The sequence below is a fragment of the Dietzia lutea genome, assembly GCF_003096075.1.
Lineage (GTDB): Bacteria > Actinomycetota > Actinomycetes > Mycobacteriales > Mycobacteriaceae > Dietzia > Dietzia lutea.
Window position 1 is genome coordinate 3534753 of sequence record NZ_CP015449.1, and the last position, 26082, is coordinate 3560834.

26 protein-coding genes are annotated in these 26082 nt (G+C 72.6%); 12 read left to right on the top strand and 14 right to left on the bottom strand.

Annotation, left to right across the window (positions count from 1 at the left end):
* Positions 1-36 precede the first annotated feature (36 nt).
* Both A6035_RS18900 and A6035_RS16265 read right to left on the bottom strand, forming a co-directional pair.
* Positions 37-2475, bottom strand: coding sequence for a glycosyltransferase (locus A6035_RS18900; RefSeq protein ID WP_244192472.1), 2439 nt, complete (start codon positions 2473-2475; stop codon positions 37-39).
* The gene (locus A6035_RS16265) at positions 2472-3335 is read right to left on the bottom strand and encodes a WcbI family polysaccharide biosynthesis putative acetyltransferase (RefSeq protein ID WP_108848791.1); all 864 of its coding nucleotides are present in this window, start codon (positions 3333-3335) and stop codon (positions 2472-2474) included. Before A6035_RS16265 ends, A6035_RS18900 begins: the two co-directional genes overlap by 4 nt.
* Before the next feature lie 59 nt (positions 3336-3394).
* On the opposite strand from A6035_RS16265, the gene A6035_RS16270 reads away from it, so the two are divergent.
* Positions 3395-4561, top strand: coding sequence for a glycosyltransferase family protein (locus A6035_RS16270; RefSeq protein ID WP_244192473.1), 1167 nt, complete (start codon positions 3395-3397; stop codon positions 4559-4561).
* A 19-nt stretch (positions 4562-4580) separates the two neighbouring features.
* Here the strand turns inward: A6035_RS16270 and A6035_RS16275 are convergent, their stop codons facing one another.
* Positions 4581-5258 (bottom strand): DNA alkylation repair protein, encoded by a 678-nt coding sequence (locus A6035_RS16275; RefSeq protein ID WP_108848792.1) that lies wholly within the window; start codon positions 5256-5258, stop codon positions 4581-4583.
* 81 nt (positions 5259-5339) lie between these two features.
* On the opposite strand from A6035_RS16275, the gene A6035_RS16280 reads away from it, so the two are divergent.
* The 5 genes from A6035_RS16280 to A6035_RS16300 are packed head-to-tail and all read left to right on the top strand — an operon-like array spanning position 5340 to position 9282.
* Complete coding sequence (locus A6035_RS16280) at positions 5340-5774, top strand: pyrimidine dimer DNA glycosylase/endonuclease V (protein WP_108848793.1); 435 nt, start codon at positions 5340-5342, stop codon at positions 5772-5774.
* Between the two features lie 2 nt (positions 5775-5776).
* Positions 5777-7024: an alpha/beta hydrolase gene (locus tag A6035_RS16285; protein ID WP_108848794.1), complete on the top strand. Its 1248-nt coding sequence runs from the start codon at positions 5777-5779 to the stop codon at positions 7022-7024.
* 59 nt (positions 7025-7083) lie between these two features.
* Positions 7084-7521 (top strand): nitroreductase family deazaflavin-dependent oxidoreductase, encoded by a 438-nt coding sequence (locus A6035_RS16290; protein WP_108848795.1) that lies wholly within the window; start codon positions 7084-7086, stop codon positions 7519-7521.
* 42 nt (positions 7522-7563) lie between these two features.
* Positions 7564-8493 carry a patatin-like phospholipase family protein gene (locus tag A6035_RS16295; RefSeq protein WP_108848796.1) on the top strand — a complete coding sequence of 310 codons (930 nt, stop codon included), beginning with the start codon at positions 7564-7566 and terminating at the stop codon, positions 8491-8493.
* An 18-nt stretch (positions 8494-8511) separates the two neighbouring features.
* Positions 8512-9282 carry a TIGR03619 family F420-dependent LLM class oxidoreductase gene (locus A6035_RS16300; protein ID WP_108848797.1) on the top strand — a complete coding sequence of 257 codons (771 nt, stop codon included), beginning with the start codon at positions 8512-8514 and terminating at the stop codon, positions 9280-9282.
* A gap of 15 nt (positions 9283-9297) precedes the next feature.
* On the opposite strand, the gene A6035_RS16305 is transcribed toward A6035_RS16300, so the two are convergent.
* The 4 genes from A6035_RS16305 to A6035_RS16320 form a co-directional block, all read right to left on the bottom strand.
* On the bottom strand, positions 9298-10554 hold the full coding sequence (locus A6035_RS16305) for a glutaminase (RefSeq protein ID WP_108848798.1): 1257 nt from the start codon (positions 10552-10554) through the stop codon (positions 9298-9300).
* Positions 10555-10617: 63 nt separating this feature from the next.
* Positions 10618-11022: a cupin domain-containing protein gene (locus A6035_RS16310; RefSeq protein WP_108848799.1), complete on the bottom strand. Its 405-nt coding sequence runs from the start codon at positions 11020-11022 to the stop codon at positions 10618-10620.
* A 75-nt stretch (positions 11023-11097) separates the two neighbouring features.
* The gene (locus A6035_RS16315) at positions 11098-12558 is read right to left on the bottom strand and encodes an FAD-dependent oxidoreductase (protein ID WP_108848800.1); all 1461 of its coding nucleotides are present in this window, start codon (positions 12556-12558) and stop codon (positions 11098-11100) included.
* A gap of 160 nt (positions 12559-12718) precedes the next feature.
* Positions 12719-14182: an aminotransferase-like domain-containing protein gene (locus A6035_RS16320; protein WP_108848801.1), complete on the bottom strand. Its 1464-nt coding sequence runs from the start codon at positions 14180-14182 to the stop codon at positions 12719-12721.
* Between the two features lie 96 nt (positions 14183-14278).
* On the opposite strand from A6035_RS16320, the gene A6035_RS16325 reads away from it, so the two are divergent.
* Complete coding sequence (locus A6035_RS16325) at positions 14279-15511, top strand: pyridoxal phosphate-dependent aminotransferase (protein ID WP_108849346.1); 1233 nt, start codon at positions 14279-14281, stop codon at positions 15509-15511.
* Between the two features lie 9 nt (positions 15512-15520).
* Here the strand turns inward: A6035_RS16325 and A6035_RS16330 are convergent, their stop codons facing one another.
* From A6035_RS16330 to A6035_RS16345, 4 genes are all read right to left on the bottom strand, one after another.
* Positions 15521-15703 (bottom strand): hypothetical protein, encoded by a 183-nt coding sequence (locus A6035_RS16330; protein WP_108848802.1) that lies wholly within the window; start codon positions 15701-15703, stop codon positions 15521-15523.
* A gap of 13 nt (positions 15704-15716) precedes the next feature.
* Positions 15717-16319, bottom strand: a complete 603-nt coding sequence (locus A6035_RS16335) for an alpha/beta hydrolase-fold protein (RefSeq protein WP_108848803.1) — start codon at positions 16317-16319, stop codon at positions 15717-15719.
* A 90-nt stretch (positions 16320-16409) separates the two neighbouring features.
* A complete protein-coding gene (locus A6035_RS16340; RefSeq protein WP_108848804.1) occupies positions 16410-17696 on the bottom strand; it encodes an alpha/beta hydrolase in 1287 nt (428 codons plus the stop codon).
* Between the two features lie 104 nt (positions 17697-17800).
* Entirely contained in the window at positions 17801-18295 is a 495-nt protein-coding gene (locus A6035_RS16345) for a glutathione peroxidase (protein WP_108848805.1), read from the bottom strand.
* A 149-nt stretch (positions 18296-18444) separates the two neighbouring features.
* Here A6035_RS16345 and A6035_RS16350 point away from each other — a divergent pair, with 149 nt between their 5' ends.
* Positions 18445-19032: a dihydrofolate reductase family protein gene (locus A6035_RS16350; RefSeq protein ID WP_108848806.1), complete on the top strand. Its 588-nt coding sequence runs from the start codon at positions 18445-18447 to the stop codon at positions 19030-19032.
* Here A6035_RS16350 and A6035_RS16355 read toward each other — a convergent pair.
* Both A6035_RS16355 and A6035_RS16360 read right to left on the bottom strand, forming a co-directional pair.
* Positions 18999-20384 (bottom strand): MFS transporter, encoded by a 1386-nt coding sequence (locus tag A6035_RS16355; protein ID WP_108848807.1) that lies wholly within the window; start codon positions 20382-20384, stop codon positions 18999-19001. The two genes, A6035_RS16350 and A6035_RS16355, sit on opposite strands and share 34 nt — an antisense overlap.
* Before the next feature lie 149 nt (positions 20385-20533).
* Positions 20534-20875 (bottom strand): transglycosylase family protein, encoded by a 342-nt coding sequence (locus A6035_RS16360; protein WP_061228150.1) that lies wholly within the window; start codon positions 20873-20875, stop codon positions 20534-20536.
* A 271-nt stretch (positions 20876-21146) separates the two neighbouring features.
* Between A6035_RS16360 and A6035_RS16365 the strand changes: the two genes are divergently transcribed.
* Positions 21147-21356, top strand: a complete 210-nt coding sequence (locus A6035_RS16365) for a hypervirulence associated TUDOR domain-containing protein (RefSeq protein WP_108848808.1) — start codon at positions 21147-21149, stop codon at positions 21354-21356.
* A 243-nt stretch (positions 21357-21599) separates the two neighbouring features.
* On the opposite strand, the gene A6035_RS16370 is transcribed toward A6035_RS16365, so the two are convergent.
* Complete coding sequence (locus A6035_RS16370) at positions 21600-22064, bottom strand: SRPBCC family protein (protein WP_108848809.1); 465 nt, start codon at positions 22062-22064, stop codon at positions 21600-21602.
* 209 nt (positions 22065-22273) lie between these two features.
* Between A6035_RS16370 and A6035_RS16375 the strand changes: the two genes are divergently transcribed.
* The 3 genes from A6035_RS16375 to A6035_RS16385 are packed head-to-tail and all read left to right on the top strand — an operon-like array spanning position 22274 to position 26030.
* A complete protein-coding gene (locus A6035_RS16375; protein WP_412523634.1) occupies positions 22274-23341 on the top strand; it encodes an ABC transporter substrate-binding protein in 1068 nt (355 codons plus the stop codon).
* Positions 23342-24970: an ABC transporter permease gene (locus A6035_RS16380; RefSeq protein ID WP_108848811.1), complete on the top strand. Its 1629-nt coding sequence runs from the start codon at positions 23342-23344 to the stop codon at positions 24968-24970. It abuts the gene before it with no gap.
* The gene (locus tag A6035_RS16385) at positions 24963-26030 is read left to right on the top strand and encodes an ABC transporter ATP-binding protein (protein ID WP_108848812.1); all 1068 of its coding nucleotides are present in this window, start codon (positions 24963-24965) and stop codon (positions 26028-26030) included. Before A6035_RS16380 ends, A6035_RS16385 begins: the two co-directional genes overlap by 8 nt.
* Positions 26031-26082 lie beyond the last annotated feature (52 nt).

Sequence of the window (26082 nt, forward strand, 5' to 3'; positions counted from 1 at the left end):
GCACCGGCGCGTCACCCCCGACGCACCATCCGACCGTCACCATCCGCCGATGATCCGCTCGAGCCGCACACCGTCGCCGTCGCCTCCCACGCCGTGGACCCCGACGCCCGCCGCGGCGATCGATCGCGCTGCGGGAGGGCGCTCGCCCCACTCCTGCTCTCGCGCCAGGGCCCGGGAGCTGCGAATGCTCGCGAGGGTGCGCCCCTCGTCGTCGTCCAGGGTCACGCTCCCCTCGGGTGGGCACAGGGCGCGCAGCCGCCGCGCGTCGAGCGCCCCGAGCGCACAGGGACGGTGGATGTCGACGAGGACGGGGGGACGACGACGAGGTCCCGCCACCGGCGTCCCCGGTCGCCACCACGGGCTGCGCGGGCGGAGGTCCACGCGTGAGTCGTCGGCGAAGAGCGCGGCGATCACGGCGGCGTCGGGGGTGGCGGGGTCGACGGTCACCGCGACATCGCCCCAGGTGAGCAGGGATGCGCAGGTGGCGGCGGCCGTGCCGGTCCCGCCGAACGCCGGGTCGGCGGCGTGGACGTGGACGGCGATCGAGGGCAGCGCGTAGATCCCGCCGGCCGGCCGGGTGAGCGTCGACGCGATGAGCGGGGCCAGGCGTGCGGTCTCGGCGTTCTTCTGGGCGAGGTGGTCGGAGTCGTTCGAGCGCCGGCCCGCGTCGGCGCGGTCGGTCCCGGGTCGCTCGCCCGAGTCGGCGCGGCCGGACCAGTCGGGGCCGTCGTGCCAGGCCACGGCGTCGGGGACGTACAGCAGGTGGCCGCCGGTCTGTTCGCAGCGCCAGGCGAGGTCCCAGTCCTCGCCGCCGTAGCCGACGATGTCCGGATCGAAGCCGCCGGCCAGGTCGTAGAGGCGGCGGTGCAAGCCGCACACGGCGGACAGCACGCCGCGCCACAGGTCCTCGCCCCGGGTGAGGTTCGCGGTTTCAGCGTAGTAGCTGGCCGGCCACTCGGGGTCCGAGAGAACCTCGGTGGGCTCTACGGCTGTCGCGAGATCCGGGAAGCGCCCGTACCGACGGCGCCCCACCACCAGCAGGTCGGGCCGGCCCTCCAGCGCCTCGCACATCGCGGCGACGTAACCGGGCCCGGGGACGGTGTCCCCGTCGAGGAAGAGCAGGAGCTCACCGTCGCCGGCCTCCGCACCCAGGTGGCGTGCGGCGGAGGCACGGAAACCGCGATCGTCCTGCCGCACGACGGTGACCCCGGGCGGGACCGTCGGCGGGGTGGGCGAGCCGTCGTCGGCGACGATCACCCGCGGCGCGCCCCGGTGGTCGAGCCCGGTCTGGCCGCGAAGGGCGGCGAGGATCCGGTCGAGCATGCGCTGGTCGCGGTAGTACGGGATGACCACGTCGATGCCGCCGCGCACGGAGGTGCTCGGGGTCATGCGAGCCCCCCCGGTTCCCGCCGGCCACTGCGCCCACGCCGCGCGGTACGCGCGTCCGAGCTCCTCGATCCCCGGCGGCGGGGGCGGGATGCGTGTGGGCAAGGGATCGTCGAGCAGTCGCCGCAGGACGTCGGCGAGGTCGGTGCCGTCGGTGATGAGCAGGGAGCCGGGGCGGTCGTGTTCCATCTCGCGGATGTAGTCCGAGTCCCAGACCAGGGGGCGGCGCCCGGCCGCGGCCCACGTGCCGAGCGACCCGGACGCCGACACGTTGCGGAACAGGGCGACGGGCACGGTCACCTCGCCGAGGGCGCGGGCGAGGTCCTCGTCGTCGACCCGTCCCGTCACCTCGGCGCGCCCGCCGGCGGCGCGGACGGTCTCCAGCGCGGCCTCGACGTAGTCGTCGTGCCCGTCGGCGGGAGCGCCCAACAGCCGTAGAACGACGTCGACGTCGCCCTCCGCCGCGAGGGCGGCGACGGCCTCGGCGACCACGTCGACGGCCTTGCCCGGGTGCAGGAACCCGAACACCCCGACCGACCGCGCGTCAGGGCTGAGGTCGGCGGGCGGCCCGAGGTCGGGGACGGGCAGCGGGATGACGGCGTCGACGGCGATGCCGGCGTCCGCGCAGAGGCGCCGCTCGTGCTCGGAACCCGCCACGACCAGGCCGGCGGCCCGGGCGATGCGCTGGTAGGCGCGAGTGCGGCGGCGGCACCGCTCGGCTCCCTCCGCGGGCTGGGGCACGTCGTGGAGGGTCACGCCGACGGGCCGGTCCGCGGCGAGCGCCTCCACAGCCGTAGCGGCCTCGTCGGGCGTGCGGCCGAACAGCGGGTCAGTGATGTGCAGGTGCACGGGCACGCGCGCCCGCCCGGCCAGCGCGGCAGGTAGCCCGGCCACGGCGGCGACCTCGAGCACCGGCGTGCCCGCGGCGCGCGCGCTGTCCACGGCGAAGCGGGTCACCCCGTGCTCGGACGGGCCGAGGGCGATGGTCAGCGGGGCCCCGGGTCCCGGGGCGGCGTCATGCTGGGCGGCGGGGCTCGCAGCGGCGGGGTCTGCGGCGTTGTTCGCGGCGGCGTCCTTCGGCGCGGTCATCGCAGCCCCAGCAGGTCGACGCGGTCGGCGTGGCGGCGCAGGCCCTCCTTGACGACTCCCGGCGTGGCCGCGTACCAGGCCAGATGCGCGTCGATGATGTCCTGAGTGCGCACCGGCGCGCCGTCGACGAACCAGTCGCCGCCGGATCCGGCCACCCCGAGTGCGCGGGCGACGGCCGGCTCCACGGGCGCGCGCGTGGCGCCGAGGGGCTCGCGGTCGCCTATCTGCGGCGGGGCGGTGAGCATCCCCGCGGGCAGCCGCTCGAGGATGCGGTCGAACACCGTGGCCAGTGTGCGCCGGTCGGGGTGGTTGATGGTGTGCCAGTGCGGGACGCCGTCGAGCAGGTCCGAGGCGACCAGCGTGCCGTGCGCTTGCTCGCGGACCCGCAGGGCCTCGACCGAGTCGCAGGCGGCGGCCCGGGCCTGCTCGGCGGTCGGCGCGGCCTCGAGCACGCCGCGGTCGCCGGTCGCGGCGGCGAGGATCGTGCGCAGGTCGTGGTACGGCGCGAGTGGCGGGGCCAGCGACCGGTCGCGGGGCGGTCGGACCAGCACCTGGTACGGGTGCAGACCGGCGTAGCGCAGGACGGGGACGAGAACGACCGTCGCCGAGGGCGGTAGCAGCGCGGCGAGCTGGTGATGCCCGAGCGGCAGGTCGCGGTAGTCATCGCGGACGGGCTGGATGATCAGCACGTCCGTGCGCGCGAGGTCGGCGTGCAGACCCGGCAGGTCGGCGGCGGTCATCTCGTACACCGGCCGCACGTCGACGACCCGGACCTCGTCCGAGGCGCGCAACAGGTCGCGGTAGACGTCGGCCTGGCAGTTGCCGATCACCATGACGGTCGGCCGGTCGCGGGTGCTCACCGCGTCGACAGTAGTAGGCCCGGGATCGCCGCTCCGGGGGCGCATGGCACGGTGTCGAGGTGAACTCAGGCGTCTCCCCCGCCCCGTCGATGCGGGTCCGCTCGGTGCCCGCCGGGCACGATTACGTCCGCCACGCCCTCGGGCCCGCCGCCGATGTCGTCGTGCTCGACGACCCGGTGCTGGACCCGGCCGAGCCCGCCCGCTGGTGGCCACATCCGGCGCTGGAGGCGGCAGAGCGGACCGAGGTCCTCGACGATGCCGATCTCGTGCACGTGCACTTCGGGTACGAGCACCGCTCGCCCGGTCAGATCGCCGAGTTCGTCGCGGCACTGCGGGCGCGGGCGATGCCGCTGGTGGTGACCGTCCACGACCTGACCAACCCGCACGAGCCGGACCCCGCCGCCCATCTCGAGCGCACCGGTCATCTCGTCCGCGGAGCCTCCGCCGTCCTCACGCTGACCGTCGGCGCCGCCGCTGAGATCCGGGAGCGATGGGGCGTCGACGCGCAGGTCGTCCCGCATCCTCGCCTCGTACCGGCCGCGGTCACCGAGCCGCTCCGCCGCGAGCGCGACGAACGCGTCCGCCGAGAGGACCTGGCCGCACGAGCCGAGCACGTGCCAGCCGACGGCAGCCCCGAGCGAGTCCGCACGGTGGGCGTGGTGCTCGGCTCACTGCGTGCGGGCGTCGCGGCCGAGGAGCTGCTGCCCGCGCTCGCCGACGCACTGCCGCGGGGCGCCCGGCTGGTCGTGATGGTCCGCGCCGATGCCCTCGCCGCCGCCCGCGATCCCCGCCACCCGCGGCACGCCGACGCGCTCGTGCTCGACCGCCTCTCCGCGCGCGCCGATATCGAGGTGCGGGCGCACGACCACCTACCGGAGGCCGCCCTGTGCGCCGCCCTCGCCGGGTTCGACGCCCTCGTGCTTCCGCACCGCCACGGCACGCATTCGGGCTGGCTGGAGCTGTGCCGCGACCTGGGTCTGCCGCCTGTGGTGCCGCGCATCGGGTATCTGGTCGAGCAGTGGGGCCACGACGTCGCCTCGTACGACCCCGGGTCACCTGACATCGCCGAGCTCCGGGCGGCACTGGACACCGCACTCGGCAGCCCGCCGGTCCCCGCGCGCTCGCCGGACGCCGAGGACGCCGCCGTCGCGGCCGTCCACGCCGCGATCTACCGCGCAGCGCTGAAACTCCCCCAGGTCGCTGACGCCAGAAACCGGCGTCTGTGACCACTCGCCGCGCGCGGCGTCAGCCCTGCTGCCGGCGGACCATCTCCCCGATCCACTCGGGCACGTACGGCGAGGTGCAGCCGCGCGGCGTCGGGTAGTCGCGCAGCACCCCCAGCCGCTCACCGATCTCCAGCGCCCGCCCGCGCAGCTCCGGGTGGTGGATGCCGATCTGCGCCAGGCAGGTGTTCATCCCCCATTGCAGCCGCTCGTGGGCGTCGGCCATCTCGGCCTCGATGACGTCCAGCAGACCGGACAGGTCCAGCCCCTCGGGCTTCTTGACCACGCGGTCGGCGGTGAGCGCCCAGCCGGCGGAGGCCACGACCGGGTCGGGATCGTCGAGCCACGCGACGCGCAGGTCCTCGGCGTGCGGGCCCTTCATCACCACGTAGCCGACGAGCCAGTCGTGGACCTTCCGCGTGCGGGCCTGGCGCAGCATCGCGTCGAGTTCGTCGGCGGAGAACTCCTTCGGGCGGCACACGAGGATCGCCAGCAGCCGCGCGGCCGAGTCGCCGGTGGCCCACAGCTCGACCGCCAGGGGCTGGTCCTTCTTCACCCGCTTGGCCACCGCCCGCAGCGCCGTCAGGTTGACCCCGTGGTCGTCCCCGTGTCGGGAGTTGACCTCCCGGATCCGGGCGTCCTCGAGCTCGGCGAGCTCGGCCATCACCTCGTCGAGCGTCGGCGTTGTCGTCGTCGTCATGGTCTCGTCCCTTCCCCTCCGGGCGCGCCCGCCGCCACGCACGCCGGCCCCCGCCGCGCGGCCGTCCCTATACTCGCCGGGGTGCGCCTGTGGAGCATCCATCCCGACCTGCTCGACCGCGCCGCGCTCGTCGCCGGGTGGCGCGAGGGGCTCCTGGCCCAGAAGGTACTCCGCGGGATGACGAAGGGCTATCGCGCGCATCCCCAGCTCGAGCGGTTCCGCACGCTCGCCGACCCGGTCGCGGGGATCGCCACGTGGCTCCACGGTCTCGCCGACGCCGCCGACGCGCGCGGCTACCGCTTCGACCGCACGCGCGTCGTCCTGCCGCCCGGGCCCGAGCGCCTGCCGCTCACCGACGGCCAGCTCGCGCTGGAGTGGGCGCACCTGCGGGCCAAGGTCATCGAGCGCGATCCGCCGTGGCTGGACCGGCTCGCCGCCCCGCGGCCGCACCCGATGTTCGACCTGATTCCGGGCCCGGTGGCGGCCTGGGAACGCGCTGACCTGCTCGAGGAGTGACCGTGCCCCGACCCACCCGCGTCCCGCTGCCCGCGCTCGTCGCGCCCGCCGCGGCGTCCACGGTGCTCGCGCTTCGCCCGATCCGTCGGCCGTTCGCCGCCGCCACCGCGGGGTGGGTGGCGAGCCTGCCGGCGCTCGAGATGCCGCTGCACATCGGCGCGCTCGTGAGCGCGACCACGGCGAGCGCGCTGGGCCGCCGGGAGCGGCATCCGTCCGACCTGGTGGGCGCGGGGATGGCCGCGCTGACCTGCGCGGGGCTGGGGGTCGTGCTCGCGCGCCACCTCGCCGCGCGGCCCGTCCTGGACCGCGCGCTGCGGGAGCGGGCGCCAGGGGACGGTGCGCTGCAGGTCGGCACGGAGGGGCGCGGTACGGCGACGGCGACGAGCCCCGCCCCTCGCCACCGCACGCCCTGGCCGACGGTGCTGGCCCGTCCGTGGCCGCTGCCGCCGCACGGGGTGCGCGCCCGCCGGGGCATGGTCTACGGACCGGACCCCGTGGCGAACCGGCTCGATCTCTACACTTGTGCAAGCACTCGTCCTGATGGCGCCGGCGGGGTTGGCGCCGGGTCTCGCGCGGACGGTGCCGGCGCGGGGTCGGGCGGGGTGCGCGGCGTGCTCGTCCACATCCACGGCGGCCACTTCCGCGCGGGCGCACCGAGCCGCGAGTCCCGCGCGATGCTGTTCGACCACGCCCGCCGCGGCTGGGCCGCCATCAGCGCGACCTACACCCTGTCGCCCACCCCCGAGTCGGGCTTCCCGCAGCACCTGGTGGACATCAAGCGGCTTATCCACTGGATCCGCGCAGAGGGGCCGTCGCACGACATCCCGGCCGATGCGCCGATCGTCGTGGCGGGCAGCTCGGCCGGCGCCCACATCGCGATGATGACCGCGCTGACCGCGAACGATCCACGCTTCCAGCCCGGCTTCGAGCACGTCGACACCACGCTGGCCGCGGCGGTCGGGCTCTACGGGTACTACGGGCGGCTGGGCAGTGCGACCCGGGACGTCTCGGACCCCGTGCGGCACCCGGCGTCGGGGGCACCGCCGGTGGCGATCATCCACGGAACGCTGGACACGTACACGCCGGTCAAGGGCTCGCGGCGGCTCGTGCGGCACCTGCGCGCGGGGTCGCCGAACCCGGTGATCTACGCCGAGCTGCCCGGCGCGCAGCACGGCTTCGACGCCGTGCGCTCGCCGCGCTACCTCGCGGTGGTCGACGCGGTCGCCCGGTTCACGGACCGGTACGCCTGAGCGCTCCGGCCGGTAAGGTCCCACTCACGGTGAGGACATCATCGACCCGAGGAGACTCCATGCCGCTGACCGGAGAATACGAACCAAGCCCCAGCGAATGGGTGCGCACGCAGGTCGAACAATACGAACGCACCAACGGGGACGAGGCCTCGGACTTGGGCGGGATCCCGGTCGTCATCGTCACCACGGTGGGCAACAAGTCCGGCAAGCTGCGCAAGACGCCCCTCATGCGCGTAGAACACGACGGCGCCTACGCGCTGGTCGCCTCCCAGGGCGGCGCGCCCACTCATCCGTTCTGGTACTGGAACATCGCCGCGAACCCGCACGTCGTGGTGCAGGACATGGATCGGGTCGGCGACTACACCGCCCGCGAGGTCACCGGCGCCGAGCGCGACGAATGGTGGGCGCGTGCGGTGTCGGTGTACCCCGACTACGCGGACTACCAGGAGAAGACCGATCGGACGATTCCCGTGTTCGTCGCCGAGCCCCGTGGATAGGGTCGGCGCGGACGGGAGCCGCAGCCCTCAGGAGTCCGCCGCATGAGCAGGACGGCGATCGTGCTCGGCTGCGGCGGCACCATCGGGGCCGCCTGGGCGATCGCGGCCATGCACGCCCTGACCGAGCAGACCGGCGTCGACCCGCGCGAAGCGGACGTCATGCTCGGCACCTCCGCGGGCGCCGAACTCGTCACCATGCTCGCCGGCGGGGTCTCCGTCGGGGAACTGGTCGACATGCAGTACGGCCGGGCGACCGACCCGAGGCTGCGGGACCACATCGCCTCCACTCCGCCCAGCGTGCCGCCGCTGCCGCGGTTCCCCCTCCTCAACCCGGGCCTCCTACGCAAGCGCGCCGGGCTGGCCGGCCTCACCGGCATCGCCCCCACCGGACGCGCGGACGCGGGGTGGCTGCAGCGACTCGCCGAGCAGTTCGAGGTCGGCGCCTGGCTGCCCCACCCCGCCGCCCGGATGGTGGCCTACGACGTCCGCGCCGGGGAGCGGGTCGTGTTCGGCGCGCCCGGCTCCCCCATCGCGACCGTCGGCGAGGCGCTGCGCGCCTCGTGGGCGACGCCCGGCTGGATGCCGCCGGTGCCGATCGGTGACCGCATCTTCGTCGACGGCGGGATGGGCTCGACCGCCTCGGTCGACCTCATCGCCCCCGAGGAGGCGGACGTCATTTACGTCATCGCCCCCATGGCGTCGGCACCGGGCGTCCGCATCCCCGGACCCGGTGGCTCGCTCGAGTACCGGATGATCCGCCGCCCGATGTCGACCGTCCTGCACGCCGAGATCGCCACCGTCCGCGCCCGCGGCACGACCGTCGTGCCGATCCTGCCGACCCCCGCCGACCTCGCCGGCCTGAGCGCGCACTTCATGAACGGCGCGCGCCGCACGCAAGGTTTCGAGCACTCCATGACCACCGCCCCCGACACGGTCCGCGCGGCGCTCGCGGCCAACGGGGCCGGGGTGTGACAGGGCAGACTCCGCGGTATGCGACTGGGTATTTCGACTCCGGTGGTCACCGTCTATCCACCGACCGCGTCCGCGTGGGAACACTCAGCGGGGATCGAGGACATCGCCCGCATCGCGGTGGCCGCCGACGAGCTCGGCTTCCACCACCTCACCTGCAGCGAACACGTGGCGGTCCCCACCGAGACCGCCGCCGTACGCGGCGGAACCTACTGGGATCCGCTGGCCACGTTCGGCTACCTGGCCGCCCGGACCACCCGCATCCGGCTGGCCACCCAGGTCCTGGTGCTGGGCTACCACCACCCCCTGGAGATCGCCAAGCGCTACGGGACGTTGGACGCGGTCAGCGGCGGACGGGTGATCCTCGGCCTCGGGGTGGGCAGCCTCAAGGAGGAGTTCGAGCTCCTCGGCGCGCCGTTCAACGACCGCGGTGCACGGGCCGACGACGCACTCGCCGCGCTTCGCGCCTCCCTCTCGGTCCCGGAGCCGGAGTATCACGGCCGGTTTCACGACTACTCAGCCGTGATCGTCAGGCCGCACGCCATCCAGGACCGGGTACCGCTCTGGATCGGCGGGCGGACCCGGCGGTCCCTGCGGCGGGCGCTCGACCACGGCGACGGGTGGGTGCCGTTCGGACTGACCCTCCCGGAACTGGAGTCGATGCTGGCCGGCGCGGCCGAGGCGCTCTCGCGCGACGCCTCCCACTACTGCGACCAGCTGGCGCGGCTCCGCGACCTCGCCGCCGGCGAGGGGCACGAGTTCGGGCCGGTCAGCGGGCCCAGCGGCGGGTGAGCGCCACGGGGACGGTCAGCGCGCCGCGCGGCGGGTGACCGGGCGGGTCCCGTCGCCGAGGTCCGGCTCCGGCAGGCGCCGGCCCGGATCCGCGAGCCCCACCGTGTGCCCCTCCGCGGACAGCCGCCGCATCGCCTCGAGCAGCATCCGCCGGGCGCTCGTGTTGACCGAGGACACGCGGCTGAGGTCGAGCGTCACCTCGCCCGGCCCCTCGGGGATCTCGGCCAGGCGCCGCAACACCTGCTCGGCGCTGGCGAAGGTCATGGGGCCCTGCAGGCGGAACGTGCGTCGGCCGGAGATCTCGTCGAACCGCACCGACCGCACGGCCTCGACCTCGGTGACCGTGGTGTTCATGAGGTGCAGCTCGAGGTCCTGCGACAGCCGCTCGAAGGTGCGCACGCCCTCGACACTGTGCCCGTGCTCGTCGAGCCGCGGCGAGAACACCCCCAGCCCCACCTGACCTGGCAGCGCGCCGAGAATCCCTCCGGATACCCCGCTCTTCGCCGGGATCCCCACCGTGGACATCCAGTCGCCGGCGGCGTCGTACATCCCGCACGTCGCCATCACGGCGAGGACCTGCCTCGCGACCGGCGCCGACACGACCCGCTCGCGCGTGACCGGATTGACGCCGCCGGTGGCCAGCGTGACGGCCATGACGGCGAGGTCTCGCACCGTCACCCGGTACGCGCACTGCCGGGTGTACCCGCGCACGGCCTCGTCGGGGTCGTCCTCGATGATCCCGCCGGCCCGGACCAGGTTGGCCATCGCGCGGTTGCGGAACGCGGTGCGCAGCTCGGACTCGCACACGGCGCCGTCGATCTCGAGACGCCGACCCGCGAACGCCGACAACCCGTCCGCGATGACCTCGCTGCGCTCGTCCTCCGAGGCGCCGGGCGGGCCGACGAGCGTGTGCGTGGTGATCGCCCCGATGTTGATCATCGGGTTGCGCGGCCGGCCCGTGTCGCGGTTGAGGGAGATCTGGTTGAACGCGTCGCCGGACGGCTCCACCTCGACCTTCTCCAGCACCGCCTCGATCCCGCGGTCGCGCAGGGCGAGCGCGTAGACGAACGGCTTGCTCATCGACTGGATGGTGAACTCAGCGTCCGCGTCGCCGGCGGTGTAGACGACCCCGTCCATCGTGCAGGCGGCCACCGCGAACCGGTCCGGGTCCACGGCCGCGAGCTCGGGGATGTAGTCGGCGAGCCGACCCTCCCCGGCGTCCGAGCAGGCGTCGCGGATCTCGAGCAGATAGTCAGGTACCGGCGTCTTCACGTCACCAGCGTGTCATGCGCGGCGGGTCCGCGCCCGGGAGGGAGGGACCGCCCCGGCCAGCCCTCAGTGGTGGTCGTCGTCCGCCTTCGTCGGGTGGACGGTGCCGTGCTCGTGCTCGGGCGGACCGTACAGCGAGTAGACCTTGAGGTCGTCCTCGCCGATGTTGGTGACGTTGTGCCAGCTCCCGGCGGGCACGAGGATGACCCAGTCGTCGGAGACCTCGCGCACGAAGTCCAGCTGGTCCTTCGCCGGACCCATCTCGACCCGGCCCCGGCCGGCCTCCACGCGCAGGAACTGGTCGTGGTCGTCGTGGACCTCGAGCCCGATGTCGTCGCCCGGCTTGATGCTCATGACGGTGAGCTGCATGTGCGAGCCCGTCCAGAGAGTGGTCCGGTAGTTGTCGTTGGCGAGTGTGGCCTCCTCGATGTCGACGACGAAGGGGTTCGGGCCCTGGTCGGTGGGGCTCATCGGTGTTCCTTTTCTCTCTACGTGTGTGGCGGTGAGGGCCGGCGGCGGGCGCCGCAGACCCGTGGGGCGGGGCCGTCAGGCGGTGTCGTGGCGCTTCAGGTCGCTCGTGGCCGGGCCCTCGATGAGTTCACCACACGCCGTGAAGCGGGACCCGTGCCAGGGGCAGTCCCACGAGCGCTCGGCGTCGTTCCAGCTGAGCACGGCGCCCATGTGCGGGCACAGCAGGCCGACAGTGCACTTCTCGCCGTCGTCGGCCGTCGCCTCTCCCATCGGTCGGACACTCGGCCGCGGGCGCCGGACCACCGACTTCGCCGCGGCGGCGGCCATGTGGACGGGCAGGTCGGCGTACATCGAAGGCGCGGTCTTGACCATGCCTGTCAGAGTCGGCTTGCCGAACGACACGCGTGGGTCGAGCCCTTCGAGGCGGTCGACCATGATCCCCGCCGTCGCGGCGGACCCGCTGACCCCCCACTTGCTGTAGCCGCCGGCGTAGTGCACACGGCCCTTCCCCCACGGCAGCGGTCCCGACCTGGGCACCATCTCGACCGGGTGGAAGTCCTGCGCGGACCACCCGTGGGTCATCCGCGCGCCGGGGAAGTACTTCTCCGCGTACTCCCGCAGCGACTCGATCTTGGATCCGGTGGGGGCGGCGGTTCCGGTGCGGTGGCCGTTGCCGCCCACGAAGAGGACCTCCCCGTTCTCGGTCGGCACGGTCCGCAGCGAGCGCACCGGCGTCTCCACCGAGCCGTACATGCCCTCCGGCAGGCCGCCGTCGTATTCAAACGCGCACAGATACGAGCGTTCGGCCTCCATGGTCGCCACCGTCGGGCCGCGGTCCAGTGACGGACCGGACGTCGCCAGGAGCACGTCGCGCGCGGTGAGGATCCCGCGGTCACTGCGTACCTCGGCGTGGGCGTCCGCGCCGTCGCCCCGCGGGGTCACCTTGGTGACGCGGGAGTGCTCGACGATGCGCACCCCGAGCGCGTCCACGGCCTTGACCAGCGCGGCCAGCGCCTGGACGGGATCGATCTGCAGCTGGTCGGGCAGTTCCACGGCCGATCGAGCGGGGAAGGGAACATCCAGTCGGTCGTGCCACCGGGCGGGGAGACCGAGGTCGTCCATCGTCTGCTTCTCCTTGCGCAACGATGCCGTCCCCAGGGCGCCACGCGAGTAGCTGAGCGCGGACCTGCGCTGGGCGGACACGCCGTGCGTCTCGCAGAACTCCGCCCACCAGTCCAGCCCGTACTGATGGGCCTCGGCGTAATGACGGGCGGTCTCGAGCCCGTGCCTCGAGCGCAGCGTCGACAGGCGCGTGCCCTGCAGGACCGAGACCTTGGCGGTGGTCGCCCCGCTCGCGCCGGCGCCCACCGTGTGCGCCTCGAGGACCACCACCGAGCGCCCGCGCGCGGCCGCCATCATCGCGGTGATGAGGCCGGTGAACCCCGCGCCCGCGATCACCAGGTCCACGTGCTCGCCCTCGGGGAACTCGGCCGCCGGGGGATCGATCGTCGTGCGTCGCCAGAATGATGTGCCCATGGTGCGTCTCCTCTGCGCCCTCGCCGCGGATTGCTCGCGGGCTCACTGTATGGCCGCACGGCGGGGACCGCACCCGCTCGGCGGGCGTACCGCGAACCCGCGGCGGGGGTTCGGCGGGTGCATCGTGCCCCCGGGCCGAGCACGCGGCGGGCGTCACGGGTCAGCGCGGGGCCAGCCGATCGAGAACCCGTCGCAGGTCCACCGCGAACTCGGCCGCGTCCCGCGCGGTGAGCCTCGAGTAGCTCAGCACGAGTCCCGCCACCGCGTGGCTCTCCGCCTGTCCGCTGAGCGGGCGGGTGCGCCACCCCCTCTCCTCGAGTGCGCGGACCACCTCGTCGTCGTCATATCCGAGTAGCACCACGCACAGGTGCAGGCCCGCCTCGACGCCCGTCACCTCCAGGCCGGGACACTCGCGCGCGAGCGCCGCCACCAGGCGGCCGCGACGATCGGCGTACACGCGCGCCGCCCTCGCCAGGTGGCGGTCCATCGCCCCCGACTCCAGGAACGCCGCGAGCGCCTCGGCCGGCAACGACGACGGGCCCCGGCGGTGGACCACCAGCCACCGCTCGACCCCGCGCCGCAACGACGCGGGCGGCAGGCACCACGCCACCCGCAGGTCGGGCGCCACCGACTTGGACGACGTGCCCACGTACGCGACGTGATCGGCCGCGCCGGGCAGCGTGACCAGCGCCGGCAGGGGTGCCACGCCGTAGCGGAACTCGCCGTCGTAGTCGTCCTCGATCACCAGCGACCCGGTCCGCCGCGCCCACTCCACCAGCGCGACCCGCCTGTCCACGCTCATGCGGTGCCCCAGCGGGAACTGGTGCGCGGGCGTGGTGAACACGATCGCGCGCTCGGTGCCCAGGCGCGCGGCGTCGAGGCCGCCCGGCTCGGCGGGGTGCAGGCGGACGTCGAGGCCCTGCTCGCGGGCCATCAGTCGCGCGCCGCGGTAGCCGGGGTCCTCCATGTGGAACACCGCGGGTGGTCGGTCGTGCCCCGGCGCGGCGGTGAACGCCGCGCACAGGGCCGCGATCGCCGAGCGCGAGCTGTCGAACAGCAGGGGCTCCGCACCCGCGATTCCGCGGTGTCGACGCAGGTGACCGGCGAGCGCGGCGCGCAGGGACGGACTCGGCTCCTCCCACGGGTTGAGGCCGGCAAGCCCCTGCGCGGCGGCCGCCCGCGCCGCCGCGCGCCACGCACGCTGATCCACCAGGGTCGCGTCCGGGATGCCGGGCCGGAGGTCCCGCGGCGAGCGGCCCCGGCGGGGCTCGGGGGTCGGCGGCGCGACGGGATCGGCGTGGCCGCGGGTGCGCGCCCCCGCCCGCGCGGCGAGCCCGGCACCGGCGCTGACCCGGGTCCCCGAGCCGTGCGCGGACTCGACGAAACCGGCCGCCGCGAGCTCGTCGAACGCCCGCACCACAGTGCCGCGCGAGAGTCCGGTCTGCTCGGCGAGTGCGCGCGTCGAGGGCAGTCGGTCGCCGTCGGCCAGCGCCCCTTCCGCGATCCGGTCGATGATCCCGTCCACCAGATCGGCCGCGCCGACCACCTCGCCCACGACGAGCGAGACGGGGCGGGCGGTGCGCGCGGGACGATCGGGACGAGCGGGGTCGGCGGGGCGGGCCATGCGCCTCAGCGTAGGCGAGGCGGGCGTTAAGTGGTCCCGCGGAAATGTGCGAAGTGGATCTTCTGCGCGCGCCACTTCCGGGCTGGGATGGAGGCCATGCAGACCTACCGCCAGTCCCGCCGACTCCGCGACGTCCGGTACGACGTGCGCGGCCCCATCCTCACCGAGGCGATGCGCCTCGAGGCCGAGGGGCACGACGTGCTCCGGCTCAACCTGGGCAACATGCGCCCGTTCGGCCTGGACGCCCGGCCCGAGCTGATGGACGCCGTCGCGCGGAGCCTCGAGGACGGGCAGGCGTACTCCGACTCGCGCGGCATCCCGGCGGCTCGCGAGGCGATCGCGGACTACTACCGCCGCTGCGGCGTCCGCGGGGTCTCGCCGGCGGACGTATTCTGCGGCAACGGGGTCAGCGAGCTCATCACCCTCGTCCTCCAGGCCATGGTCGACCCCGGCGACGAGATCCTCGTCCCCGCACCCGACTACCCCACCTGGACGGGAGCCGTGAACCTCACCGGCGGGGTGCCCGTGCACTACCTCGCCGACGAGGCGAACGGCTGGAACCCCTCCCTCGAGGACATCGAGTCACGCATCACCCCGCGCACCACCGCACTGGTGATGATCAACCCCAACAACCCGACCGGCGCGGTGTACAGCGAGGAGACCGTCCGCGGGATGGCCGCCATCGCCCGCCGGCACGGACTGGTGCTGCTGTCCGACGAGATCTACGAGAAGCTGGTCTTCGGCGACGCCGCGCATCATCACGCCGCGCTCGCGGCCGGGGACGACGTGCTGTGCCTGACCTTCGGCGGGTTGTCCAAGGCATACCGGGTGTGCGGGTACCGCGCCGGCTGGGTGGTGGCCACGGGACCGCTCGGCCGCGCCGCCGACCTGCTGGAGGGACTGACGCTGCTGTCGAACATGCGGGTCTGTCCCGGCGTGCCCGGCCAGTACGCGATCCCGGTGGCGCTCGCGGAGGACTCACCGTGGGGCCCGGACGTCGTGGACCCCGACGGCCGGATCGAACGGCAGCTGGCACTCACGGCGGAGAGGCTCAACGCGATCCCCGGCGTGAGCTGCGTGGCGCCGCGCGGAGCGTTGTACTGCTTCCCGCGGATCGACCGGGAAATGTACGGGATCGACGACGACGAGGCGTTCGTCCTCGACCTGTTGCGCTCGGAACACGTCCTCGTGACTCACGGCACGGGCTTCAACTGGCCGGACCCGGATCACTTCCGGATCGTCTGCCTGCCCGAGGCGGACGTGCTGGAGCGGGCGGTCGGCGCGATCGCCCGTCATCTGGAGAGCCGGCGCCTGGCCGTCTTGTCATGAGGGCGGCGGTCAGCCCTGGAGCGCGGGCCTGATGTGGTGCCAGCCGGGCATGATGAAGTCGGGGAACGTCTGCCACCCGTGGAAGCCGTCTCCGTAGTCCACGCGATGCTCGATGCCGTGACGATCGAGCTCGCGGGAGAACGCCTTGGCGCCCTCGATCACGCCCTTCTCCAGCACCAGACCCTGCAACATCTCGAAGTAGTCGTCACCGTAGGTTCGCCGGTCCGCGTCGGTAGCCGAAGACCTCGTCCTCCCGATCCCAGTCGGACCAGTACGTCGAAGGACCGCCCGTGGGCGTCACCAGGTGGACGTTCTCGCCCGCCATCTGATCGGCGATGCGGCCGGCCCGCTTCCACCCCGAGTTCCCTTCGACCGAGTCGACCCCGTCGAGGAGGTACAGCACCGGCGCCGGCCCCTGGCCGCGGACGCGCGACGGGACGACCTCGAGCACGATCTCGCGCTGCATGGTGGCGGAGGTGACGAGCCAGTGTTCGTAGTCACCGTGCTGGGTGATGGCGCGGAGCTCGGTCAGCCTGATCGACTCGTCACGCGGCCGCGGCGGATTGGGCAGCTCCACGTAGGACCCGGTGCCGCCGAGCGGGATGTTCGTGGACCCCGCCGACCCGAGGGACTCGAGCGTCGAACCGAGCGGGACCGAACCGGCCGCCGACCCGATCAGCTCCACCTCTTCGAGCCCCAGGGACGAGGTATCGATGTCGCCGCCGATCTGGGCGTGGGCGGGTGCGACTGCGCCGAGGGCCATAGCGAGGGCGCCGGCGACAGCGCTGCGGCGGAGACGGGTGTTCATGCGGTGTCCTTCAGTGCAGGGGGCGAGCAATGCAGAAGCGGTCCTGCGCCCGGGTGTGGGAGGGCGCAGGACCGCTTCTCAGGTGGTCGATCAGGAACCGGTCGACCCGGACGACCCCGAGGAACCGGCCGAGCCCGTGGAACCGGAAGTGCCCGGGTTGCCCGTTCCGCGCTCCACGACGCCGCCGTACAGGGCCGGCTTGATGTAGTCCCAGCCGGCGCCGAAGTTCTTGAGGAAGTTCGGCCAGTTGTGGAAGCCGGTCTCGGCGTAGTCGACGCGGTGCTCCACGCCGGCGCGATCGAGCGCCTTCTCGAAGTCCTTCGAGCCCTCCAGCACGCCTATCTCGAGCAGCTGACCGAGGATCATGCTCATGAAGTCCAGCTGGCCGTTTTTCATGTAGTTGGCGTAGTCCGCCTCACCGGCGAGGTTGTTGCCCGCGGAGAAGTACACGGCCGTGTCCTTCAGGTCCTCGGCGTGGGAGACGGTGTCGTGGCGCTTCCAGTCAGCGCTGCCGTGCGGACCCCACAAGTTGCCGACGTCGCCGCCACGGGTCTCGATCGTGCCACGGATGGTCTGGTAGCCCAGCTGGTCCATGGTCGAGTAGTAGCCGCTGAAGGACATGACGCCCTGGTAGATCTCGGGGTAAGTGGCCGCGAGGTGCATGGCCGCCTGGCCGCCCATGGAGATGCCGCCGATGGCGGCCTTGCCGTTCGTCTCCAGGTCCTTCGCCGCGAGCCCCTGCTCGACGATGCCGGGCAGCTCCTGCGTGAGGAACGTCTCCCACCTGTTGTAGCCGGTGGCGGAGTCGTTCTCGTTCCAGTCGGCGTAGTACGAGGCGTACGCGCCGGTCGGCATCACGACGTGGACGTTGTCGCCCCGCACGCGATCGTGGATCTTCGCCTGGTGGTTCCAGCCCGAGTTGTACTCGGGGGCGTCGACGCCGTCGAGCATGTACAGCACGGGCGCCGGGCCGTCATCGGTGACGCGCGAGGGCACGACCTCCAGGATGACCTCGCGCTTCATCGCCGCGGAGGTGACCAGCCAGTACTCGTACTCGCCGGAGGTGCGCTCGACCTTTAGGAACTCGGACTCGGTGATGTTCTCCTGCACCGGGCGGGGCTTTTTCGGCAGCGGGTTGTAGGAGCCCTCGCCGTCCAGCGGAAAGTCCGCGGACCCGACCGACCCGATCAAGCCGGTCGCCGACCCGAGCGGCACCGAACCGGCCGCCTCCATGATGGCCTCGAGGTCCTCGAGACCGAGGGTGGACGGATCGATGCTGGCGGTCTGCGCCAGTGCCGGGGTGGCGGATCCGAGGGTCAGGGCGACGGCGAGCGCGCCGGCGGTGGTGGCCGCGAAGCGGCGGAGTCCGAGGGACATGAAGCTCCAGATGTTCTAAGAGGTGACTTAGGCACCTTAACGGACCATTGTCCAAGTGCGAATCCGGACCTCGGCCACGCGCCCCCGACTCGGCCGCCCTCGGGCTACGCCCGTAGTGCCGCTTCTACGGCCTCTTGCAGGTCCTCGGGCTTGCGGGTGGGCCCGAACCTGTCGATCACCCGGCCGTCGCGGCCCACGAGGAACTTGGTGAAGTTCCACTTGATCCGCCCGCCCAACACCCCGGGCTTCTCAGACTTCAGCCAGTCGTAGAGCGGGTGCGCGCCCGACCCGTTGACCTCGATCTTGGAGAACAGCGGGAACTCCACGCCGAAGTTGCGCTCGCAGAACGCGCCGATCTCCTCGTCGGTGCCGGGCTCCTGGTGCGCGAACTGGTCACATGGGAACCCCAGCACCACGAAGCCCCGGTCGCGGAACTCCTCGTACAGCGCCTGCAGCCCCTTGTACTGGGGCGTGAACCCACACTTGCTCGCGGTGTTGACCACCAGGACGACCTGCCCCAGGTAGTCGGACAGGTCCTTCTCGCTCCCGTCGAGCAGGCTGGCCTCGAAGTCCGCGAGGGTGGTCTGGTCGTCGGGCATGGGAACTCCTCGTCGTCGTACTCGTCGTCATACTCGTCGCCGTCACAGGGCGCCGGGCGGCGCCGCGGTGGCACTCGTCGCCGCCATTGTCACCGTTCCCAGACCGCACGTGCGGGCGTACTCTGGCAGACCCGCGTGAGGAGACCGCCGTGAGCCAGCTGATCTACACCGCGTTCGTCTCGCTCGACGGGGTGGTCGAGGCCCCTGGCGGCGAGCCCGGCTACCGCAACACCGGCTGGACGTTCGGCGTGGACTTTCTCGAGGAGGTCTACGACCTCAAGGCCCGCGAGCAGGACGAGGCCGGCGCGATGCTGCTCGGCCGCGTCAGCTACCAGGCGTTCTCCGCCGTGTGGCCGCAGATGGTCGACGAGTTCCCGAAGTACAACGCCATGCCCAAGTACGTGGTTTCCACGACGCTCGCCGAGGGCGACCTCGTGGAGGGATGGGGGACGACGACGATCTTGCGCGACCTCGACGAGGTGGCAGCACTGAAGCAGGCCGAGGGGGCGCCGATCCTCGTGCACGGATCGGCCACGCTGGCCCGGAACCTCTCCGACGCCGGGCTCATCGACCGCTACCACCTGCTGGTGTTCCCGTGGATCCTCGGCGCCGGCAAACGCATGTGGAGCGACACCGACAAGCCGCGGCAGAAGCTCGAGCTGGTCGAGAGCGAGGCCTACGGCAACGGCGTGCAGAAGCTCATCTACGACGTGGTCGGCTTCGACCCCGAGGCCTGAGCGCCGCGGGAGACCTCGGGCATCGAGATCGCCGACGCCGCCCCGATGAGGCCGAGCACCGCGAGGAACACCAGCGCCCAGTCCACGCTCACGGCCGCCAGCGCCGAACTGACGCCTCCCACCACCAGCAGGATGACGCCCATCATCGTGTTGCCGACCGCGACGTACGCGGTGCGGGTGTCGCCCTTCGCCACGTCCACCACGTAGGTCTTCCGCCCCACGCGGACGCCCGCGTGCAGCAGCGTGAGCAGGAAGTACGCGCCGACGAACACCGCGGCGCCGAGCAGTGAGCCACCGTCGAAGCCCGGGATCGACTCGATCAGCACCAGGGCCACCGCCACGATCGACGCCGCCGTCGCCGCGCCCGCCATCAGCAGGCGAGACGACCGGTCGGCCATCCGGCCGAAGATGCGCCCACCGATCAGCGACGCCACGCCGGAGGCGAGGATGAAGCCACCGAGCCCGGCCAGCGCGCCCGTCCCCGAGGCGATCGACAGCGTCACGATGAACGGCGGGCTCAGCGAGGACACCAGCAGCAGGCCGCGCACGGAGATGAACCTGCGGAACGTGGCGTCCTCACGGAAGAGCCGCGCCGCGTCCGCGAACCAGGAGGGCGACGACTCGTCGGACGCGGGGCCGTCCGCGCCGGATCCCGGTTCGTCGGTGTCGCGGGCTTCGCCGGCCGGCTCGCGCACCCGCGCGTACACCGACGCCGACAGCGCCCACAACAGCGCGCCCACGGCCAGCAGGATCGCCAGCGCGGTGTGGTCGAGATCCTCGCCACCCAGCAACCGGATGAGCACGCCGAGGGTGATGGCGACCAGCCCGGCCGCCGACGTCGCCAGGCCGACGATCTGCCCGCGCTCCCCTGACGGGATGGTGCGGCCCTGCACGTCCTTCGACGCGATCGAACACAGGCAGCGACCCAGAGAGAACACCACGAGCGCGGCCAGGATGCCCACGCCGGCTGCGGTTCCCCGGCCCAGCGCGGCGATCACGGCCATCACCGCGACCGACGCCGCCTGCACGGCCGCCCCGGTGACGAAGACCCACTTGCGGTGGCGCACCCGCACCACGAGCGGGGTGAGGAACGCCTGCGGCAGCATCGAGCCGGACTCGCGGATCGGCACCAGCAGGCCCACGAGCGCCGCGGGCACCCCGAGGACGTGGAACAACCAGGGCAGCACCGTGGAGGCGTTGACGGTCTGGTCCCCGGACGACTGCAGCGTGTTGGCGGCGACGAGCCGCAGGCCGTTGCGCGGCAGGTCGCGTCGGACGGGCTCGGGGAGTTCGTGTTCCGCGTCGTCGGAGCGGGTGACGAGTCGGGAGTAGACACGATCGGCGGTGGTCACCGTTCAGAAGACTAGTCGACCGGAGCCGGAGGATCGCCCCGGCCGGGCAGAAGACCGGCGCCGGAGGATCGCCCCCGGTTAGATGGAAGACCGGCGCCGGAGGATCGCCCCGGCGCCGGTCATGCGCATATCCGTGTGTAGCGCTCGGATCAGGCGAGCGGCCCACCACAGTTCGGCCAGGCGCCCGCGCCCTGACCCGCGAGTACGCGCTCGCCGATGTCGATCTGCTGTTCACGCGTGGCCTGGTCGGCCGTCGCCGCGTACTCGCCGCCGCCGTAGCCGCTCCACGTCTGGGCGGAGAACTGCAGGCCACCGTAGTAGCCGTTGCCGGTGTTGATCTGCCAGTTGCCGCCGGACTCACACTGGGCCACCTGGTCCCAGGAGCTGGCCGGGGCCGCGTTGGCAGCCGGGGCGGCGAGAGAGACGCCGGCCGCGGCCACGCCTCCCGCGAACATCGCACCGGTCAGGGTTCGGACAAGCTTCTTCTGCATCACTCGTGACCTCCTGAAGGTCTCGTCTCGTGCTCTTCGACTGGTTCGTCTGCTTCGACGTCGTTTGTCGGACGGCCGCCGAGACTACGAAGAGGCGGGCGGGGCCTCGCAAGCCCCGGAGCGGCACCGCGGCCCGTGCGGCCGGCGCATGTGGTGACCGCTGATGTGCAGCCTCGCAGGTCACGGCGCAGGTTCCGCCGACTCGGCGGCGGACGGGATCGAGTGCGTGAGATGGCTCACTTCGTCGTCGTCCGGCCCCCATACTGGCGTCATGAGCGACTTCAAGAAGGGCGACCACGTCGAGTGGAACTCCGAGGCCGGGATGGTGCGCGGGGTGATCCGGAAAATCCACACCGAGGACGTCGAGTTCAAGGGACGCATGCGGCGCTGCAGCAAGGAGGAGCCGCAGTACGAGATCGAAAGCGACAAGACCGGCCACATGGCCATGCATAAGGGTTCGGCGCTGAAGAAGATCGACTAAGGCGAGACGTGGCCGGGCGCGGGCGCTGGCGATGCGGGCGTAGTCCGCGATCCGCTCCTGCGGCGAGTCGGGCCATGCGCGCACAGGTGGAGCGGCACGCCGGGCCCTGCGCGCACAGGCGACGGCGGCGATCCGCCCCTACGAATGCGATCCGCCCCCGGAGTTCGGCACTCCCAGGGCGGATCGAGATCAGAGGGGCGGATCGTTGGTCGGGCAGGTCGCGAGTCGCGGTGGGCGGCTCGCTCAGCCGGCGACGGCCGAGGCGAGGTTACCCAGCGAGTCCTCGAGCTGCTTCTGCGACACCAGCGGGAACGACACCTTCTTGAGCACGTCCTTGTCGGTGACCTTGGACCAGTCGTAGGTGTGGCGCACCAGTGTGGAGTCCGGGCCCTGGGCCTCGAGCTCCCAGACCCACTCCCAGCCCTTGGGCTCGGTGCCCGCGGGCGCGGTCTGCCAGGCCAGCAGCTTGTCCTTGGCGAAGCCGGTGACGTGGTTCTCGGTGCGGTATTCGCCGCCCATGTGCTCGCCCTCCATGTCCATGGCGAACACGTCACCGACCTGCTGGATGCGGTCGGTCTTGTAGTCGCCGCGCACGAAGCCAGAGCCGTCCAGGCGGGCGTGGTTCTCCGGGTTGGAGAGGAAATCGAAGATCTCAGCCGCCGAGTGGTCGATCACGCGCTCGACGGTGATGGCGTTGGAATCAGTCATGACTCCACCGTGCCCGCCGCGGCACCGGTTCGCATCCGGTCAACGCTCGACACCGGTCCGCATCCGGTCAGCGCTCGGCACCGGTTCTCATCCGGTCAGCGCTCGGCACCGGTTCTCATCCGGTCGACCTTCGGCGCCGAATTCACCGTGGGTTCACCCCGTACTCCCGAGCCGGACCGACGAGGGTGCCAGGATGGAGTGTCCTTTTCATGGTGCAGATAGGAAGTGGTCGCGTGTCGCGGTCTGTTGGTCGTCGGGCGGTACTGGCATCGGTGGCGGTCTTCGCCGCCGGAGCTCTCGGGCTCGCGGGATGTTCCGAGCCCGCGGCCCCCGGATCCGGTGAGGGCACCGCGTCCTCGGAGGCCTCCGGCGAGGTGACCCTCTACACCTCGGAGCCGCAGGCCAAGATCGACGAGATCATCTCCGCGTTCAACGAGGAGCAGCCGGGCATCGAGGTGAAGGTCTTCCGCGCAGGCACCGGCGACCTCAAGGCGCGCATCGAGGCCGAGAAGACCACCGGCGGGGTCGCCGCGGACATCCTGCTCGCCGCCGACGTGCCCACCTTCGAGGACTACAAGGACCAGAACCTCTTCCAGGAGTTCCAGCCCAGCGAGACCGACGCCCTGTCCGACGTGGCGATCGACCCCGACGGGTTCTACGTCGGCACCCGCATCATCCCCACCGTGATCGCCTACAACACCACCGAGATCACCGAGCCTCCGACCTCGTGGGCCGAGCTCACCGAGCCCGAGTACGCCGACCGGATCATCCTGCCCAACCCGGACGTCTCCGGCGCGGCCGCCTTCAACGCCGCGGCGTGGAGCCTTCAGCCGGACCTGGGCGAGGAGTGGATCGAACAGCTCGGCGCCAACAACCCGCAGGTCGCCGAGTCCAACGGGCCCGTCTCGCAGGCCGTCGCCGAGGGATCCCGGCCCGTCGGGATCGTGGTGGACTACCTCGTCCGCGACCTCGCCGCCCAGGGCTCGCCCATCGCCGTGAGCTACCCGAGCGAGGGCGTCCCCTACATCACCCAGCCCGGTGCCGTGTTCGCCGACGCGCCCAACCCCGAGGCCGCCAAGCTCTTCCTCGACTTCCTCGTCTCCAAGAAGGGTCAGGAGATCGCCGTCGACCAGAGCTACCTGCCCGTGCGCGAGGACGCCGGGAGCCCTGAGGGCGCCCCCGCACTGGCCGACATCGCCCTCTTCGACCAGGACCTCGAGGCGATCGCCGCCTCCCGCGACGACGCCGTGGCCGCCTTCAACGCGGCCGTCAGGTAGGTGACGCTCCCCCTCAGGCTGGCCCTGTGGGCGTCCCTCGCGGGCGTCATGGTGCTGCCCCTGGCCCTGGTCGTCTCGCTGGGGCTGGGGGCCAACCACCTGCCCGAACTCATCGACCAGGGCCTGCTCACGGCCACCGCCAACAGCCTCGTCAGCTCCCTGCTCTCGGCGGTCGGGGCCGTCATCATCGGCACGCTGATGGCGTTCCTGCTCGACCGCACCGATCTGCCGGGCCGCGGGGCGCTTCGCCTGCTGCTGCTCACGCCGCTGTTCATCCCGCCCTTCATCGGGGCCATCGCGTGGAGCGGCCTGCTCACCGACGGCGGGCTCCTCGACCGACTGTTCGGGTTCGCGCCGTGGAACTTCTACGGCGGGCCGGGCGTCATCTTCCTGCTCACCCTGCACGCCTACCCCATGGCGTACTTCGTCGTCGCGGCCGCGCTACGACGCATCCCCGCAGAGCTCGAGGAGGCCTCCCGCCTCTCCGGCGCCCGTACGACGCGCACACACCTCGACGTCACCCTGCCCCTCATCCGCCCCGCCATGGCGGCGGCGTTCACCCTGACCTTCGTCAGCGGCATCGGCGACTTCGGCATCCCTGTGATCGTGGGTCTGCCCGCCGGGTACGAGACGCTGTCGACGATGGTCTACCGGTTCCTCGAATCCGGGTCTGTGGTCTCGCCGCTGCAGACCGTCTCCCAGATCGGGGTGGTGCTGCTGCTGATCGGCGTCCTGGGAACGCTGCTCGACCGGCAGGTCACCAAGGGGTCGGTCGAGTTCGGCGGCACCGGGCGGCCCGCCGCGCCCCAAGCCCTCGGCCGGTCGCGGCTGCCCCTGGCGGTGGTCGCGTGGACCGTCAGCGTCCTCGTCACCCTCGCCCCGCTCGTCGGCCTGGCGGTCCGGGCCCTCCTCCCCGCGCCGGGCGTACCCCTCACCCTGGAGACCGCTACCCTGGACAACTTCCGGCGGGCGCTGACCGCCTCGACCACGATCGACGGCGTCACCAACTCCGTCGTCCTCGCGCTCGGAGCGGCGCTCGTCTGCGGCGTCCTCGGACTGCTCGTCGGACTGTTCACCACCCGCCTGGCGGGACGCGACCGGGAACCGCTGCTCATGTCGGTGCTGCTGCCGCAGGCCGTCCCCGGCCTCGTCATCGCCACGGGGTGGCTCATCCTCGGCCGCTACACCGGCCTGTTCAACACCCGCTGGGTCATCCTCGGCGCGTACGTCACCGCCTTCACCGCGATCGTGGTCCAGACCGTCCGTGGGCCACTGGCGGGGATCCACTCGTCGATGGAGGAGGCCGCCCGGATCGGGGGCGCGAAGGCGCTGCGCTCGCGGATCGACACGAGCGTGCGCATGGCCCTGCCCGCCGCCGGGATCGGCTCGGTCATGGTCGCCGTGACCGCGGTTCGGGAGCTCACGCTCTCCGTCCTGCTCGTGGCCCCGGGCACCCAGACGCTCGGCGTGGTGATCTTCCAATACCAGCGGGCCGGGGACTACAACGCCTCCTCCGCTCTGTCCGTGGTGCTCATGGCGGTGGGCCTGCTCGTCCTGGCCGCCTTCGGTGCCCGCTACACCCGACCCGACACCGGGTCCGACGCCCCATCCGGGAGGATCCGTGCCTGAACTCGACGCCCGCGGCGTCAGCGTCCGCTTCGGCGAGACCGTCGCCCTGCAGGACCTCGATGTCCGCGTGGACTCCGGCCGGATCCTCGCCCTCGTGGGCCCGTCCGGCTCCGGCAAGTCCACCTTCCTCCGCGCCGTCGCCGGGTTCGAGCGCCCCTCGGCGGGCACGATCCGGGTCGGCGACCGCACCCTCGTCGGCGACGGGATCCACCTCCCGCCCGAGGAACGCGGACTCGGCATGGTCTTCCAACACCACGCCGTGTGGCCCCACCTCAGCGTGGCCGACAACGTCGCCTACCCGCTGCGCCGCGCTAAGGTGCCGACCGCACGCCGACGCGCGCTCGTCGCCGAGGCCCTCGAGACCGTCGAGCTGGGCGAGTTCGCCCGGCGCCGGCCCGACACCCTGTCCGGTGGGCAGCGTCAGCGTGTCTCGCTCGCCCGGGCCATCGTCGCGCGACCGGGCGTCCTGCTGCTCGACGAGGCCCTGTCCGCGCTCGACGAGCCGCTGCGCGCCTCGCTCCGTCTGGTCCTGCGCCGGCTCGCCGCCGAGCACGACCTCACGATGATCCACGTGACCCATGACCGGGGCGAGGCCCTCGCGCTCGGCGACGAGGTGGCGGTGCTGCACGGGGGACGACTCGTGCAGTGCGACGTGCCCGACCGGTTGGACGCCGCGCCGAACAGCGCCTTCGTCGCCGGGTTCCTGCACGACGCCACGCTCGTCGACGGAACGGTCGACGGCGACGGGTTCCGCTCCCACGACGGGGGGATCGTGCTCGGTGCCGCTGTCCTCACCGGGCCCGCCGGCGCGGTGACGGGCCCCGCGACCCTCGCGCTGCTGCCCGGCGGACTCGACCTCGCCGCGCCCGACGGGTCCGCGGGACGCATCGACGCGGAGTTCGTCACCTCCCTCTACGGCCGCAGCGGGCGAACCGTCATCTGCCGCCACGGCGACACCGAGCTCAGGGTTCTCGCCCCGGCCGGGACCGCGGTGCCCGGCCGGGTCGGCGAGGCCGTGGGCGTCGACGTCCGGCGCGGCTTCGTCTACCCGAGGGGCTGACCCGGGCGCGGGTGGGCCGTCGCCGCGCCTGTCTCGGCGCGGGGGCCCGCCG

What these genes read in the sequence shown, in the direction of transcription:
- A6035_RS18900 (WP_244192472.1), bottom strand. Translation starts at nt 2,475, where the DNA reads ATGACCGCGCCGAAGGACGCCGCCGCGAACAACGCCGCAGACCCCGCC.
- A6035_RS16275 (WP_108848792.1), bottom strand. Translation starts at nt 5,258, where the DNA reads ATGACGACGACGACAACGCCGACGCTCGACGAGGTGATGGCCGAGCTC.
- A6035_RS16290 (WP_108848795.1), top strand. Translation starts at nt 7,084, where the DNA reads ATGCCGCTGACCGGAGAATACGAACCAAGCCCCAGCGAATGGGTGCGC.
- A6035_RS16295 (WP_108848796.1), top strand. Translation starts at nt 7,564, where the DNA reads ATGAGCAGGACGGCGATCGTGCTCGGCTGCGGCGGCACCATCGGGGCC.
- A6035_RS16300 (WP_108848797.1), top strand. Translation starts at nt 8,512, where the DNA reads ATGCGACTGGGTATTTCGACTCCGGTGGTCACCGTCTATCCACCGACC.
- A6035_RS16310 (WP_108848799.1), bottom strand. Translation starts at nt 11,022, where the DNA reads ATGAGCCCCACCGACCAGGGCCCGAACCCCTTCGTCGTCGACATCGAG.
- A6035_RS16315 (WP_108848800.1), bottom strand. Translation starts at nt 12,558, where the DNA reads ATGGGCACATCATTCTGGCGACGCACGACGATCGATCCCCCGGCGGCC.
- A6035_RS16320 (WP_108848801.1), bottom strand. Translation starts at nt 14,182, where the DNA reads ATGGCCCGCCCCGCCGACCCCGCTCGTCCCGATCGTCCCGCGCGCACC.
- A6035_RS16325 (WP_108849346.1), top strand. Translation starts at nt 14,279, where the DNA reads ATGCAGACCTACCGCCAGTCCCGCCGACTCCGCGACGTCCGGTACGAC.
- A6035_RS16330 (WP_108848802.1), bottom strand. Translation starts at nt 15,703, where the DNA reads ATGTTGCAGGGTCTGGTGCTGGAGAAGGGCGTGATCGAGGGCGCCAAG.
- A6035_RS16335 (WP_108848803.1), bottom strand. Translation starts at nt 16,319, where the DNA reads ATGAACACCCGTCTCCGCCGCAGCGCTGTCGCCGGCGCCCTCGCTATG.
- A6035_RS16340 (WP_108848804.1), bottom strand. Translation starts at nt 17,696, where the DNA reads ATGTCCCTCGGACTCCGCCGCTTCGCGGCCACCACCGCCGGCGCGCTC.
- A6035_RS16345 (WP_108848805.1), bottom strand. Translation starts at nt 18,295, where the DNA reads ATGCCCGACGACCAGACCACCCTCGCGGACTTCGAGGCCAGCCTGCTC.
- A6035_RS16360 (WP_061228150.1), bottom strand. Translation starts at nt 20,875, where the DNA reads ATGCAGAAGAAGCTTGTCCGAACCCTGACCGGTGCGATGTTCGCGGGA.
- A6035_RS16365 (WP_108848808.1), top strand. Translation starts at nt 21,147, where the DNA reads ATGAGCGACTTCAAGAAGGGCGACCACGTCGAGTGGAACTCCGAGGCC.
- A6035_RS16370 (WP_108848809.1), bottom strand. Translation starts at nt 22,064, where the DNA reads ATGACTGATTCCAACGCCATCACCGTCGAGCGCGTGATCGACCACTCG.
- A6035_RS16375 (WP_412523634.1), top strand. Translation starts at nt 22,274, where the DNA reads ATGGTGCAGATAGGAAGTGGTCGCGTGTCGCGGTCTGTTGGTCGTCGG.